This is a genomic window from Streptomyces albireticuli (assembly GCF_021228125.1).
In the GTDB taxonomy this organism is placed as follows: domain Bacteria; phylum Actinomycetota; class Actinomycetes; order Streptomycetales; family Streptomycetaceae; genus Streptomyces; species Streptomyces albireticuli.
On sequence record NZ_JAJQQS010000014.1, the window covers coordinates 145,768 to 159,410 of the forward strand.

Consider the following 13,643-nt stretch of genomic DNA (forward strand, 5'->3'; position numbering starts at 1 on the left):
GTCCGGCTTCCGACGCGCGTGTGGGGCCCGGCGGCCTCTTCGGGCCGCCGGGCCCCACACGTCAGCGGTCGTGGCTAGCGCCGGGTGTCGACCACCGACCGCAGCTTGCCGCTGGTCGCGGTGCGCTCCAGGTCGGCGCCGTCGACCACCTCGACGCCGAGGTCGAGCAGGCGCTCGTCCACCGCGGACCGCAGCTCGGGGTAGTCCGCCAGGAAGGCGTCCCGCGCCTCGTCCGGGCCGACGGCCAGGGTGCGCTCCACGCGGACCGTGAGGGACTCGCGGTTCCCGCTGCCGGCCAGCAGGATCTGGAGCTCGCCGCTGTAGCGGAGGCGCTCCTCCGCGATGGCCGTGAACCGGCGGTGGTTGAGGAAGTACGTCGCCACCCGCATCACGTCGCCGAGCCTGCCCAGCAGCTCGAAGCGCGGTGCGTGGCTGCCGCAGGGGCAGCGGCCGGGCAGTTCCCGGCCGAGGTCGCCGATGACGTAGCGGCCGAGGTGCTGGCCGCGCCGGGCGTGGGTGGTGAACACCAGCCGGCCGGTCTCCCCCGGTGCCACGGGCCGGTCGGCGTCGGTGTCGAGGATCTCCAGGGTGTGCAGGTCGGCGTGCAGGTGGTGGACGCTGCCCGTGCTCTCGGTGCACTGATAGCCGAGCGGGCCGAGGTCGGTGCTGCCGTAGGTGATGGAGTGGACGACCTCGACGCCGAACTCCTCGGTGAGGGTGCGGCGCTGTTCCGCCGTGAAGTGCTCACCGCCGTAGAAGATCTTGCGGATGCCGCCGTACGCGCGCAGCAGGCCGGCCTGTTCGTGCAGCAGCTGCCACAGGTAGGACGGCATGCCGAAGAGCGTGTCGACCTCGTACGCGACGAGCATCTCCGCGGTGGCCCGGTGGTCGGGGCCGGCGGCCATCGGCATCTGGGTGCCGCCCAGCCGCTCCAGGATGGAGAAGAAGCTGATGAAGCCGCCGTACATGCCGCCGCAGTAGAAGAGGTTGGCGGTGCGGTCGCGGGCCGGGTCGTAGCCCGCGGCGAGCAGGCCGCGGGCGGCGGCGCGCATCTGGGTGTCGTAGTCGTCGTAGGTGAAGAGCGACAGGGCGGGGGTGCCGGTGCTGCCGCCGCTGCGGAAGTACAGCTCCGCGTCGCGCCGGTCGACGCCGTCGTTGAGCTCCTGGACCGCGGCCTTGTCCAGCAGGGGCCCGGAGGGCGGCGGGAAGGCGGCCGGGCGGGCCAGGTCGTCGAGGCAGGCGGTGGTGGCGAAGCGCTCGTCGGCCTGGACTGCGACGCGGCGGCTGTAGCGCTGGAGGGCGTAGACGCCGTCGTGCGGCTCGCCGGAGTAGCCGGCGGTCATGGCGCCGACGGGGGTGACGCGGGTGGCGCCGGCGGCCAGGACCGTCGCGGCGAGCTCGGCGACGTCCGCGCGGCCGCCCGCGAGGCCCGCGGTCTGGAGGTAGCGGCGCATGGGGCGCAGGGTCGCGATGAGGTTCTTGCGGGGCAGCGGCTTGACCCAGACGCTGCGGTGCAGCGGGGAGGCGGTGAGCGCCGGGCGGACGTCGGCCATGACGCGCCAGGTGCCGTCGGGGGCGGCGATCACCTTGGTGAGACCGAGGTGCTCCTCCAGGCGGGCGAGGTGCTCGGTGGTGGTGAGCTCGGCGTACTCGGCGGGGTCGAGGTCCTCCTCGGCGGGTGCCGGGCAGGCGGCGAGCGCCCGCGCGAGGCGGCCGGCGAAGGCGTGGAGCTCGTCGGTGTCCTCGGTGTCGAGGTAGACGACCTGCGGGCTGGAGCACGCCTGCTGTTCGAAGAGGCAGACGTCCTGGGCCAGGGCGGTCAGGGTGGCCTCGTCCGCCCAGGCGTCGCGGGTGAGGTAGGCGAAGGAGATCTTGTGTCCCCACTCCACCAGACGGCAGCCGGCCGGGACGTGGGCGGCGACGCCCTCGACGGCGGCCTCGCCGCCCCACACCGCGACGGCGTCGGCGGGGGCGCACATCTGCCGCAGCCAGTCCTGCCGGGAGGAGGGGAAGCGCAGTACGACGACGCGCTCGGCGACGGCGCCGGTCGGGTCGAGGGCGGCGAGCTCGGCGAGCAGGTGCTGGGCGAGGAGGGTGTCGGCGCTGCTGGTCTTGAGGATGTTGACGTTGCCGGCGAGCAGTCCCTCGATCAGGCTGAGGGGGGCGACGGTGGCGGCGTTGCCGGGGGCTATGTGGGCGACGAGGCCGACCGGTGCCCAGGCCTCGTAGACGGTCTCCTTGGCGTCGGGCCGGGTCAGCCGCTCGGGTGCGGTGCCGCCCAGCTCGCGGCGGAGCTTGCGGGTCAGCGCGCCGCGCTCCAGGAAGGCGGCGAGCTCGGCGAGCACGTCCCCGTCCTCGTCGGCGGGCAGGTGCGGGGCGAGCCGTGCCCGGACGGCGCCGTCGGGGTCGCGCAGGGCGGCGGCGAGGGCGTCGCAGGCGGCGAGGAGGGTCTCGGTGTCCAGCGGTGCGGCGAGGGCGGCCTCGACGGCGGCGGGCAGCGTGGCCAGGCGGCGGGCGGCCTCGTCGTCACCGATGAAGGCGCCCTGCCAGTAGTGGTGGTGAGGCGTCGAGGACGCCCCGGACGTCGGAAGCGCTGCGTCGGTCATGACATTCCCTTCATCAGTTCGGCGGCGGCCACGGCACAGCTGCGGTTGCGGCTGACTCCGGCCCGGCCGTGGATCGTGAACCACGGGGTGGTCAGCTCGCAGCCGCACTCCTCGCCCGGGTGGAGCGAGGCGAGGTCGCCCATGACGACGCTCTGCGCCGGTACGGAGGTGATGTACGGCGACACCAGGTGCAGGTAGCCCTTCTCGCCGTACGGGAGGGGTTCGAGGGTCCGTGTGCACCGGATGAACACGCGGGACCAGACGGGCGCGTGGAGGTTGTGGTGCGCGCACTCGATGTAGGGGACGCAGTGCTCGACGGAGCCGAAGGTGTCGCGGATCCGCTCGGAGGGGACGCCCAGCTGCTCGGTGACGCGGGCGTACAGCTCGTGCTTGCCGATCTGCCGGTCGGTGTGGCCCTTCCAGCCGCCGCCGAGGATGATCAGGGAGCCCTCGGGCAGCCGCAGGGGCGGCAGGCCCATGGCGCTCATCCGCTCCAGGGTGAACCAGAGGAAGGCGGGGAAGCCGAGGATGCGGACGGGGACGTCGTCCTCGGCGAAGCGGCGCAGCGCGGCGATGGAGCCGAAGGGGTCGAACTCATGTCCGTTGCCGGTGTTGCGGAGGGCGTACTCGACCTGCCGGGCGGGGGCGAAGTCGCACAGGTAGTTGTCGGTGAACGAGGTGCCCAGCTTGAGGTCGCGGGCGGGCTCGTAGCTGTAGAGGAGGTAGTTGACCTCCTGGTCCGGGGTGATCCAGCCGTTGTGGTCGAAGATCCGGGCGACCATGCGCTGCGCGGAGCGGATGGTCCACCGGTCGAAGAACATCTGTGACTTCTGTCCGGTGGTGCCGGAGGAGGTCAGGTGCAGGTCGACGTCGTCCATGGGGATGGACAGCACTTCGTGGCGCTTGAAGAAGTTCGCGTGGATCAGCGGGGCGTCGTACGGGGTGTCCGGCCGCTCGCTGTCGTACAGGCCGCGGAAGAACGGCGACCGGTCGCGGTGCCAGGCGTTGGTCTCCGCCATGGCGGCGGCGAACAGCTCGTCCTCGGCGGGGCCGGAGACGTAGGGCTCGGTCAGGTCGCACAGTTGCTGCACCCGGGCGAGCGCGGCCGCGTCGGGGACGTCGACAGGGGCGAGATGGGGGTTCGAGGGGGTCATGAGGCAACCTCACGTGAGGGCAGGTACGTCGACGCCCAGGCCGACACATAGGAATCGAGGAAGGGCTGGAGTGGCGCGTCGACGACCACGCCGTGGAAGTCGATGTGTTCGGTGGTGCGGGACATCACGACGTAGTCGTGGAAGCCGTCGCCGTCGCGGCGCATGGCCGGGTAGAGGGCGCCGGCGATGAAGCCCTGGGCGGCGAAGGCGGAGAGCCCGCCGTGGTGGTCGAGCGGGACGAGCGCCTCGACGTAGCCCGCGCCGGCGCGGGTCAGGGTGCGGGTGACGGGCTCCAGCCAGCCGGCGGCGACCGCCGGGTCGGGGTGGGCGGTGACCAGGGCGCAGTAGCCGCCGACGCGGTTGAGGTAGGCGTAGACCTCGAAGCCGCCGTCGTCGGGCGTCAGCAGGATGTTGGGGGTGTGCAGGGGGTAGAACCAGCGGTCCGCGTCGGGGAAGCGCTCCTGGAAGCGGCGGCGCACGAAGGCCGGTGCCTCGATCATTTCCAGCCGGGCCGTCGTGGGGCCGGGGGGAGCGGGCTTCGGCGCGGTGGCGCGGGTGCCGGCGTAGCTGATGCCGAGGCTGCCCTCGACGGTGCGCAGCAGCGGGGTCAGGGAGGCGGGCACCTCGGGCACGGGGACGCGCCGGTCGAGGACGCCCTCGGCGTGACGCGCGTAGAGCGCGAGGCTCTCGCGGCAGTTGAGGTCCACGGCGTTGGGCAGGATGCCGAGCGGCCGGAAGCCGTGCCGCGAGACGACCCGCTGGGGGCCGGCGCTGACGGTGCGGACGGTGGCGTAGACCGAGTCGAGACGGTCGGTGGCGAACATCCGGGCGCACAGGGCCTCGGTGAGCGCTCCGGCCAGCCCCGAGCCGCGCTGGTCCGGGTGGACGGCGAGGCCTTCGAGGCGGCCGAGGCGGCTGCCGGGCTCGCTGTGGATGGCGGCCGAGCCGGCGAGGGCGTCCCCGGGGCCGCCGCGGGCGACTAGCCAGAGGGTGTCCGGGTCCTGGATGAGGCGGGACATCTCGGCGGGGTCGGTGCCCAGCGCGGTGGGGTAGTGCGGGCCGTAGACGGCGTAGTAGAGCTGGCGCAGGTCGGCGATGTCGGCGGTGGTGGCGCGCTCGACGGTGAAGGTCATCGCGCGCCTCCCGCGGCGTCGGCGACGAGCTCCGGCTCGGCCGGGGCCTCCTCCGGTGACCCGTGCTCCGGCGCGTTCTCGCGCAGCAGGGCCAGCGCGAGGGCGGCGGGGACCAGCCCGGCGGCCTGGAGCAGGCAGAGGGTCTGTACGGGCAGGTGGTCGCCCAGCAGGCCGAACAGCAGGGAGGCGACGGGGAAGGTCGCGCCGAGGACGGCCTGCATCACGGCGAAGAAGGCGGGCTTGTCGCCGGCGGGCACGAGGCGCTGGAAGAGCGCCACGAAGCGGACGCCGATGACGCCGACGCACCAGCCGGCGACGGCCAGGCAGCCGGCGATGACGGGCCGCTCGCCGACGAGGCCGGGGAGGCCGAGCGCGACGGCCATCGTGGCCAGGGCGCAGGCGCCGACGACGGTGGGCCGCCCGGGCACGCGGGCGCCGGTGAAGGAGCCGATCAGGGTTCCCGCGCCGAGGGACGCCTCCAGCAGGGCGACGGTGCCGCCTCCGCCGTGCAGCACGGACTTGGTGTAGAGCGGGATGACGACGAAGACGGCGGTGGTGAAGAGGTTGGCGGCGGTGAAGCTGATCAGGATCTTCCGGACGAAGGGCAGTCCGGACAGGACCTGACGCAGCGTCCGCGGCTCGGGGGCGGCGCCGTCGCCGTCGCCCGCGCCCTGTCCGGGGGTGCGGAAGCGTACGGTCGCGAGGAGCGCGGCGGCCGTCACATAGGCGGCCGCGCAGCCGACCGCGAGGCCGGCCACTCCGGCGCGGTCGACGATCAGGGCGCCGAGGAGCGCGCCGCCCAGGCTCGCCAGCGACTGGGTGGACAGCTCGAAGCCGGTCGCGGCCTCGATGTCCTCGTCGTCGACGAGTTCGGGCACGGAGGTGGTCAGGCAGGGGTCGAAGAACGCCTGGCAGGTGGCCAGGGCGAGGGTGGCGGCGTAGGCGGCGGCGATCGGCAGGTCGCTCGCGCAGGCCCAGACGGCGAGGGCCGTGGCGGCGGCGCCCGCGCAGGCGGCCGCGCCGCGCAGCAGCGAGCGGTGGGCGACGCGGGCGACGGCGCGGGCGACGACGGGCGCCAGGGCCACGGCGGGCAGGGTGCTGACGGCCATGAAGAGCCCGGAGGCGAGGCCGTTGCCGCCGCTGACGGCGTAGGCCACCAGCCACCAGGAGATGCCGACCTGGAACATGCGCACGGCGGCCTGGGTGAGGACCTGGCCGAGCCATACGGTGCCGAAGGCGCGGTTGCGCAGGACCAGGGGCAGTCCGCGGTCCGCTGTGGGCGCGGTCATGCCGTCGGCCTCTCGTCGAGCACACGGATCAGCTTGCCGGAGCGGGGGTTGACGGCGAGGTCGCGGTGGCGCGCCCACTCCACCTCCAGCGGGTGCACATAGCCGGCGGCCATGCTGTCGGGGTAGAGCGGCCGGGCGGTGTACAGGCCCTCGACGATCTCCTTGGCGAGGACGTCCAGGCCGGCGGGGTCGTCGTCGCCGGGGGCCGTCGCCAGGCGGAGGACGAGGCCGTCCTTGCCGTCCCAGCGGCGCACCACGAGCTGGGTGCCCATGACGCGGCCGGCGGTGTCGGCCTCCTCGACGGCGGCCTGCGCGTCCTGCGAGTAGAGCGAGACGGGGCCGACGCGGACGCCTTCCTCGGCGCGGCCGAGGATGCGGAAGTGGCCGGCCTCGGTGTCGGTCCACTCGGCGCGGTCGCCCGCGGGGTAGCGGATGATCGGCATCAGGGTGCGGAACAGCATGGTCACCACGACCCGGCCGGGGCGGCCGGGCTCGGTGACCGGCTCGCCGGTCGTCTCGTCGAGGATCTCGACGATCGAGTGCGGGGTGAAGGCGCGGTGCACACGGGCGTCGGGGCCGGGGACGGGGCGGCCGAGGAGGCCGGCGTCGACGCTGGCGTAGCCCAGGGAGCGCGCCTCGGCGTTGGGGAAGGCCCGGGCGAGCAGCCGGCGCTGGTCGGGGAAGAGCGCCTCGCCGCCGAAGAACAGCAGTTCCACGGCGGGCAGCTGCCGGTCCTGGGCGACCAGGTGCTCGGCGAGGCGGCAGAGGGTGGTCGGGGTGCCGGCGACGACCTGGGCGGCGAAGTCCTCCAGGGTGGGGACCGTCGACTCCAGCGGGGCACCGCCGCCGATGGGCAGACGGACGTTGTCCACGGGGGCGTGGGCCAGGGAGTCCAGGATGAAGAGGAAGCTGGCGTACAGCTCGCCCGCGTAGAACAGGTCGGCCACCCGGTGACCGGGCTTCAGGCCCGCGTCGACGAGTCCGGCACCGAAGGCGGTGACGAATTCCCGCCATTCCTCGCGGGTGTAGCAGGAGAATTTCGGGGCGCCGGTGGTGCCGCCCGTCTTGTAGACGGCGGCCTCGGCGAGCGGTGCGGTCAGCACCTGGTTGTCGTGCAGGGTATTGGCTGCCCAGAACTCTCCCTGATCCACCACGGGAAGGTCTGTGAGGCAGTCCACATCGGGTGTCAGGGATGCGTAGAGATTCGCGTAGAACGGCGAGTTCTCACGGGCGAAACGTATGAGGTCCGAAAGTTGATGGACGGGCATGATGCCTTGCCTAGATACGGGAAGAGGGTGTTCAGGCCCGGCGAGGGGTCGGCACTCGCCTTGACCTGTTGAATACTCAATGAGCCAAGTGCAGTGGGCTCGTGTCACTTGGGCGCTTCAACTGACGCACGATCACCCATCATGGAACACGTCGGAACGTACCGCCAAATCGGGGAGCCGTACGGGGCGGCGATTGGCCGGAAAGCAGCGGTGATACAAATGAGGTGACCGCGGCCCGCGCGGCGGCCCTCCGGCGACGGGGCGCCACCGCCGCACCCGCCGCCCGACCGCACCCCCGGCCTGCGGACCGGCCTGACGCGGAAGCGCGTGGGCCGGGCCCGCGCACCACTCGCGGAGCCTCCGCGGACCTCCCCGCCGCGCCGGTCCGGTCCGGCCCCGGCCCAACCCCGAGTTGACAATTTCCCCCGACCCGCTTGGACCGCGGGCGAACGGTGTGTGAACGTGGCAATCACCCGCTCCGCCCTTCAACGAACACTTTCCCGGCGGAAGTTGCCGGGCGCTCCGCGGCGCCGGCCCCCACGGTTCTCCCGGCGCACCGCAATCGCGTAGGAACGCACCCCGGCGCCCGCTCCGCCGCGCACTCCCGTACCCCCGCCTCTTCGCCTCTTCCGTCATTGCACGAATCCCTTCCGAGACGAACGGAATTGACAGGCATGCAGAATCAAGAATCAGTTGCCCTCGTCGGCATCGGGTGCCGGTTCCCGGGCGGAATCGACTCGCCCGAGGCGTTCTGGGACTTCCTGTCCGGCGGCAAGGTGTCCGTCGAACCGACACCGGAGGACCGGTGGCGCCCGTACACGAAGATCAGTCCCGAGTTCTCCGAGGCCCTGCGGCGGGCCGACCGGCCCGGGAATTTCCTCGGCGACGTCGACGGTTTCGACGCGGAGTTCTTCGGCATCACCCCGCGCGAGGTCGAGCTGATGGACCCCCAGCAGCGGCTGGTCCTGGAGGTCGCCTGGGAGGCTCTGGAGCACGCCGGCCTGGCACCCCGGTCGGTGGCCGGCTCCGACGCCGGGGTCTACATCGGCACCTGCTCGGACGACTACGGCCGGCGGCTGCTGGAGGACCTGCCCCGCATCGAGCCGTGGACCGGCATCGGCGCCCAGCTCACCGGGATCGCCAACCGGGTCTCGCACGTCCTGGACCTGCACGGCCCGAGCTTCGTCCTCGACTCCGCGTGCTCCGCCTCGCTGGTGGCCGTGCACCTGGCCTGCCAGAGCCTGCTCACCGGCGAGACCTCCCTCGCCCTGGCGGGCGGCGTGAACATCATCCTCTCCCCCGCCTACACCCTGACCCTGGAGGCGGCGGGCGCCCTCTCCCCCGACGGCCGCAGCAAGCCCTTCGACGCCGAGGGCGACGGCTACGGCCGGGCCGAGGGCTGCGGCGTGCTGGTCCTCAAGCGGCTGTCGGACGCGCGCCGCGACGGCGACCGCGTCCTCGCCGTGATCAAGGGCACCGCCGTGGCCCAGGACGGCCGGACCAGCGGCATCATGGCCCCGAACCCCGACGCCCAGCGCGACCTGCTGAGGCTGGCCTGGCAGGTGGCGGGCCTGGACCCGGCCACCGCCGGCTACATCGAGGCGCACGGCACGGGCACCCGGCTCGGCGACCCCGTCGAGGCCTCCGGCCTGCACGCCGTCTTCGGTGCCGGCCGCCCCGCCGACAAGCCCTGCTGGATAGGGTCCGTGAAGTCCAACATCGGCCACGCCGAGCCGGCCTCCGGCGTCGCGGGCATCATCAAGGCCACGCTGATGCTGCGGCACGCCGAGATGGCCGCGACGGTCCTCACCAGCGAACCCAGCCCGGACATCCCCTGGGAGGACTGGGGGCTGCGGCTGGTCACCGAACACCAGGTCTGGCCCAAGGGCGACACCCCGCGCCGTGCGGGCGTCTCGGGATACGGCTACGGCGGCACCATCGGCCACGTCGTCCTGGAGGAGGCCCCCACCGCGGACGCCGGCAAGGGCGCGACGAGCCGCGGCCCCGAGGAGCCGCACCCGGCCGTGCCCGAGGTCTTCCCGCTCTCCTACCGCTCCCGGCCGGGCGTCGTCCGGTACGCGGGCCGGCTCGCCGACTGGCTGGAACGCCACCCCGACACCCCGCTGTGCTCGGTCGGCAACACCCTGGCCCTGCGCCGCAGCCACCTCGACCACCGCGCCGCCGTGGTCGCCCGCGGCCGCGCCGAACTGGTGACGGCCCTGCGCGCGCTCGCCGAGGACGGCACCGAGGACCTGGAGGCGTTCGGCGTGGCGGAGGGCGCCGTACGGCCCGGCGCGGACACCGGCACCGTATGGGTGTTCTCCGGACACGGCTCCCAGTGGGCCGGCATGGCGTCCGAACTCCTCGCCACCCGGCCCGAGTTCGGGGACGTCATCGACCGGCTGGAGCCCGTCTTCCGCGCCGAGCTGGGGTTCTCGCCCCGGCAGGCCGTCGTCTCCGGGGACTTCGCGTCCACCGACCGCGCCCAGTCCATGATCTTCGCGGTGCAGGTCGGCCTCGCCGAGGTCTGGCGCGCCCTCGGGCACCGGCCCTCCGCCGTCATCGGGCACTCCGTCGGCGAGATAGCCGCCGCCGTGGTCTCCGGGGCCCTCGGCCTGGAGGACGGCGCCCGGCTCAGCGCCCGCCGCTCCGCGCTGCTGCGCCAGGTGACGGGCAAGGGCGCCATGGCCATGGTCGGGCTGCCCTTCGAGGAGACGGCGGCCCGGCTCGCGGACGACGGCGCGGTCTGCGCGGCGATCGCGTCCTCACCGGCCACCTCCGTGGTGTCCGGGGACGCCGCCGCCGTCGCCGCACTGGTCCGCGACTGGGCCGCCGAAGGGGTGCCCGTACGCTCCGTCAACTCCGACGTCGCCTTCCACAGCCCCCACATGGACCCGCTCACCGAGGCGCTGCGCGAGGCACTGGCGGACCTCACGCCCCGTACGCCCGAGGTGCCCCTGTACAGCACGGCGCTGGACGACCCCCGGGCGCGCACCGGGCACGGCGCCGACTACTGGGCGGCCAACCTGCGCAACCCCGTGCGCCTCGCCCAGGCCGTGACCGCCGCGGCCGAGGACGGGCACCGGCGGTTCCTGGAGGTCTCCCCGCACCCGGTGGTCGCCCACTCGGTCACCGAGACCCTGGACCACCTCGGCGTCACGGGCGCGCACGTCGGGCACACCCTGCGCCGCGAACGGCCCGAGCTGCGCACGCTGCTGCTCAACCTGGGCGCGCTGCACAGCCACGGCGCCGACATCGACTGGTCCCGGCACCACGCGGCCGCCCCGACCCTCGCCGAACTGCCGCCGATCGCCTGGCAGCACCGCCGCTACTGGCGGGACGCGGTGCTGCCCGCCGGCGCCGTCCTCGCCCACCGGCACGACGTCACCGGACACACCCTGCTCGGGCCGCCCGTCGACGTCGCCACGGAAGGCCGGCTGCGGCTGTGGAACACCTTCCTCGACGACGCGAGCCGCCCCTTCCCCGGCGGTCACGCCCTGCACGGCGCGTCGATAGTCCCCGCCTCCTCGATCATCCACACCTTCCTGGAGGCCGCGCCCGGACAAGGCGGCAGCAAGGCGCTGTTCGACGTCTCCCTGAAGTTCCCCATCGCGCTCGCGAGCCCGCGCGAGGTCCAGGTCGTCCAGGAGGGCCTGACGCTTCGACTGAGCACCCGGCCGGCGGCCACCGCGGACACGGCCCGGGGTCCGGGCAACTGGCTGACGCACACCACCTCCTCGACGATGGACGAGAACGCCGCGCCGTTCCCCGCCGGACTCGTCTCCGTACCGGTGCCCGAGGGCCTCACGCCCGCCGACCCCTCGATCGTGATCGGGCGGCTGGACGCGATCGGCGTGGAGGGCATCGCCTGGCCGTGGACGGTCGAGGAGCTGCTGACCGGCGACGGCGTCATCCGCGCCCGGGTGCACGCCCCGGCCGTACCCGGCGACCAGGTGACCTGGGCGCCGCTGCTGGACGCCGCGCTCGGCATCGTCCCGATCATCTACGGGGGCCCGCCCATGGTCCGGATGCCCGCGCAGATCCGCGAGGTGCGGGTGGTGGGCGAGGCGCCCGAGACGGGCATCGTCGACATCCGCCTCGTGGACCGGGCCACGGACACCGTGGACATCACCGTCAGCGACGACGCCGGGCGGCTGCTCGCGTGGCTGCCGGGGACCCGGTTCGGGGCGCTGCACGCGGACGGGACGGCGGAGACCGCCGCCGGCACGCCGGTGACGGAGGCCGTGGCGGAGACCGGTGCGGACGCCGGGGCCGCCGCACCGGAGGACTGGAGCGCCCTCCCCGGGGACGAACTCGCCGCGCGCGTCCGCGCGGAGATCCTCGGGCGGCTGGCCCGCGAGATGAAGATGCCCGTCGACGACCTCGACCCCGAACGGCCGCTCACGGACCTCGGCCTCGACTCGGTGATGTCGATGCGGGTGTGCGCGCAGCTGGAGAAGCGGATGGGCGTGCGGCTGCCGGTGACGGTGCTGTGGAACTATCCGACGGCGGCGGGGCTGGCGGGGCACGTGGTATCGCTGCTGACGCGGGAAGAGGTGGGGGTCGCGGTGTGAGGTAGCGGCCCGGGGTGGCCCGTGCGGGGATGCGTGGTCCCGTCCTCGGGCGGGTCACGCCTGCGGCGGGCCCGTTCCCCGCCCCGCCCTTCACGGCCCCTTCACGCCGCGTCCGATGTGCGGCTCCGCCGCGTGGCGGGGCTCCGCCCCGGACCCCGGTCCTCAAGCGCCGGGCGGGCTGAAAATCAGCCCGCCCGGCGCTTGAGGACACCGTGCGTCAGCGCGGAACCCCACGCCTACACCGCCGGAGTAAGGAACCGTTCCGGCAGGCACGCGTCGCACGCCCCCGCCTCCCCCGCCAGCAGCGCCTGCCGCGCCTGCGCCGTCGTCATCGTCTTCTCGTCGCCCTTCGGCACCCAGCACCCCGCGTGGTGCAGCTCGAGCAGCGGGCGGCCCGACCGGCAGTGCTCGGTCGTCGGCCAGCGGGCGTGCTCCAGGTCGGGCCGGTACGGGGCGCCCGTGGGGGCCGGTTCGTCCTCGTAGAGGTCCTCCGTGAGGTATTGGAGGACGGCGCCGCGGACCCAGTCGCGCGGAGCCATGCCCGCTTCCTCGGCTGCCGCCGTGATGAGGGCGAGTTCGTCGTGGCTGAAGAGCTGCTCCATGTCGCGGGACGGTAGCAGCGGCACGAGGCCGGTGGGGCGGGGTCGCTCGGCTTGCCCCGACCCGGCATATGCCCCCGCTCGACGGGCCCGCCGGGGCACCGGGAGTCCGCCCCACGCACGGGCCACCCGGACCGGTTCCCGGCCGCCGCCGGGTTCCCCCGAAAGAGGGTCACCGCCCGGTTAATCAGGTGGAGTTGACGACCTCTTCCCCGGCCCCGGGGAGCGGCTCCCCACCCGCCCTACGATGCCGGGAACCGGCCCTTCACCCCTCGCGCCGGCCCGTCCGCGTCCTCTCCCCGACAGGAGGCCCAGCATGGACACCAGCCACCCGATAGCCGACCGGTACACGGTCGGACGCACCCGGGCGACCCCCTTCGACGAGGCCGGCTACGACGCCGTCCTGCGCCGCGACTTCCACGACCACTACGCCGACGGCCGCGACCTGTGGACCGGCGAGGAGGCGATGCGCCGCGCCCCCGGGCTGCTGATGGACGCCCTCGGCGGGCCGGGCGGCGCGCGGGTGCTCGACCTCGGCACCGGGCACGGCCGGGACGCCGAGCTCCTGCTGGCCGGCGGGCACCGGGTGACCGGTGTCGACATCGTCGCCTCGCCCGCCTGGGAGATCATCTCCGTCGAGTGGCCCGGCCGCGCCCGCTTCCTGGCCACGGCCGTGCTCGACCTGCCGGGCGCCGCGGAGTACGAGGCGGTGCTGGACAACGGCTGCTTCCACCACCAGCACCCCGGCGCCTACGGCCCGTACCTGCGCAGGATCCGTGAACTGCTCCGCCCCGACGGGCTGTTCGCCGTCTCGGTCTTCCACGCCGCGGACGGCGCCGGCGGCCTGTACGCCAACGAAGGCGACCGGCTGTACCGGGAGTTCACGGTGGAGGAGCTCACCACCCTCGTCCGCGCCCACGGCTTCGCGCCCGTCGCGACCCACCGGGTGCCCCGCGCGGTGGAGGGCCTCGCCTACCTCGTCGGGATCTTCCGCCGGGTGGCGGGGGACGACCGGTGACG

8 protein-coding genes are annotated in these 13,643 nt (G+C 73.9%); 2 read left to right on the forward strand and 6 right to left on the reverse strand.

Translation table 11 applies throughout. The features are described from left to right. Positions 1 to 74: 74 nt before the first annotated feature. The 5 genes from LUZ64_RS37240 to LUZ64_RS24535 are packed head-to-tail and all read right to left on the reverse strand — an operon-like array spanning position 75 to position 7,450. A complete protein-coding gene (locus LUZ64_RS37240) occupies positions 75 to 2,606 on the reverse strand; it encodes an aldehyde dehydrogenase family protein (RefSeq protein WP_095581021.1) in 2,532 nt (843 codons plus the stop codon). Further along, positions 2,603 to 3,760: a LuxE/PaaK family acyltransferase gene (locus LUZ64_RS24520; protein ID WP_095581022.1), complete on the reverse strand. Its 1,158-nt coding sequence runs from the start codon at positions 3,758 to 3,760 to the stop codon at positions 2,603 to 2,605. Before LUZ64_RS24520 ends, LUZ64_RS37240 begins: the two co-directional genes overlap by 4 nt. Further along, positions 3,757 to 4,893 (reverse strand): GNAT family N-acetyltransferase, encoded by a 1,137-nt coding sequence (locus tag LUZ64_RS24525; protein WP_095581023.1) that lies wholly within the window; start codon positions 4,891 to 4,893, stop codon positions 3,757 to 3,759. The genes LUZ64_RS24520 and LUZ64_RS24525 overlap by 4 nt, the downstream gene beginning before the upstream one ends. Next, on the reverse strand, positions 4,890 to 6,182 hold the full coding sequence (locus LUZ64_RS24530; RefSeq protein ID WP_095581024.1) for an MFS transporter: 1,293 nt from the start codon (positions 6,180 to 6,182) through the stop codon (positions 4,890 to 4,892). The genes LUZ64_RS24525 and LUZ64_RS24530 overlap by 4 nt, the downstream gene beginning before the upstream one ends. After that, positions 6,179 to 7,450: a phenylacetate--CoA ligase family protein gene (locus tag LUZ64_RS24535; protein ID WP_095581025.1), complete on the reverse strand. Its 1,272-nt coding sequence runs from the start codon at positions 7,448 to 7,450 to the stop codon at positions 6,179 to 6,181. Before LUZ64_RS24535 ends, LUZ64_RS24530 begins: the two co-directional genes overlap by 4 nt. 674 nt (positions 7,451 to 8,124) lie before the next feature. Here LUZ64_RS24535 and LUZ64_RS24540 point away from each other — a divergent pair. Then, positions 8,125 to 12,024 (forward strand): type I polyketide synthase, encoded by a 3,900-nt coding sequence (locus tag LUZ64_RS24540; RefSeq protein WP_095581026.1) that lies wholly within the window; start codon positions 8,125 to 8,127, stop codon positions 12,022 to 12,024. A gap of 236 nt (positions 12,025 to 12,260) precedes the next feature. Here LUZ64_RS24540 and LUZ64_RS24545 read toward each other — a convergent pair whose 3' ends face one another. After that, positions 12,261 to 12,626 (reverse strand): DUF6233 domain-containing protein, encoded by a 366-nt coding sequence (locus LUZ64_RS24545; protein WP_143593089.1) that lies wholly within the window; start codon positions 12,624 to 12,626, stop codon positions 12,261 to 12,263. 313 nt (positions 12,627 to 12,939) lie between these two features. On the opposite strand from LUZ64_RS24545, the gene LUZ64_RS24550 reads away from it, so the two are divergent. Next, on the forward strand, positions 12,940 to 13,641 hold the full coding sequence (locus LUZ64_RS24550) for an SAM-dependent methyltransferase (RefSeq protein WP_170116726.1): 702 nt from the start codon (positions 12,940 to 12,942) through the stop codon (positions 13,639 to 13,641). Positions 13,642 to 13,643: the final 2 nt, after the last annotated feature.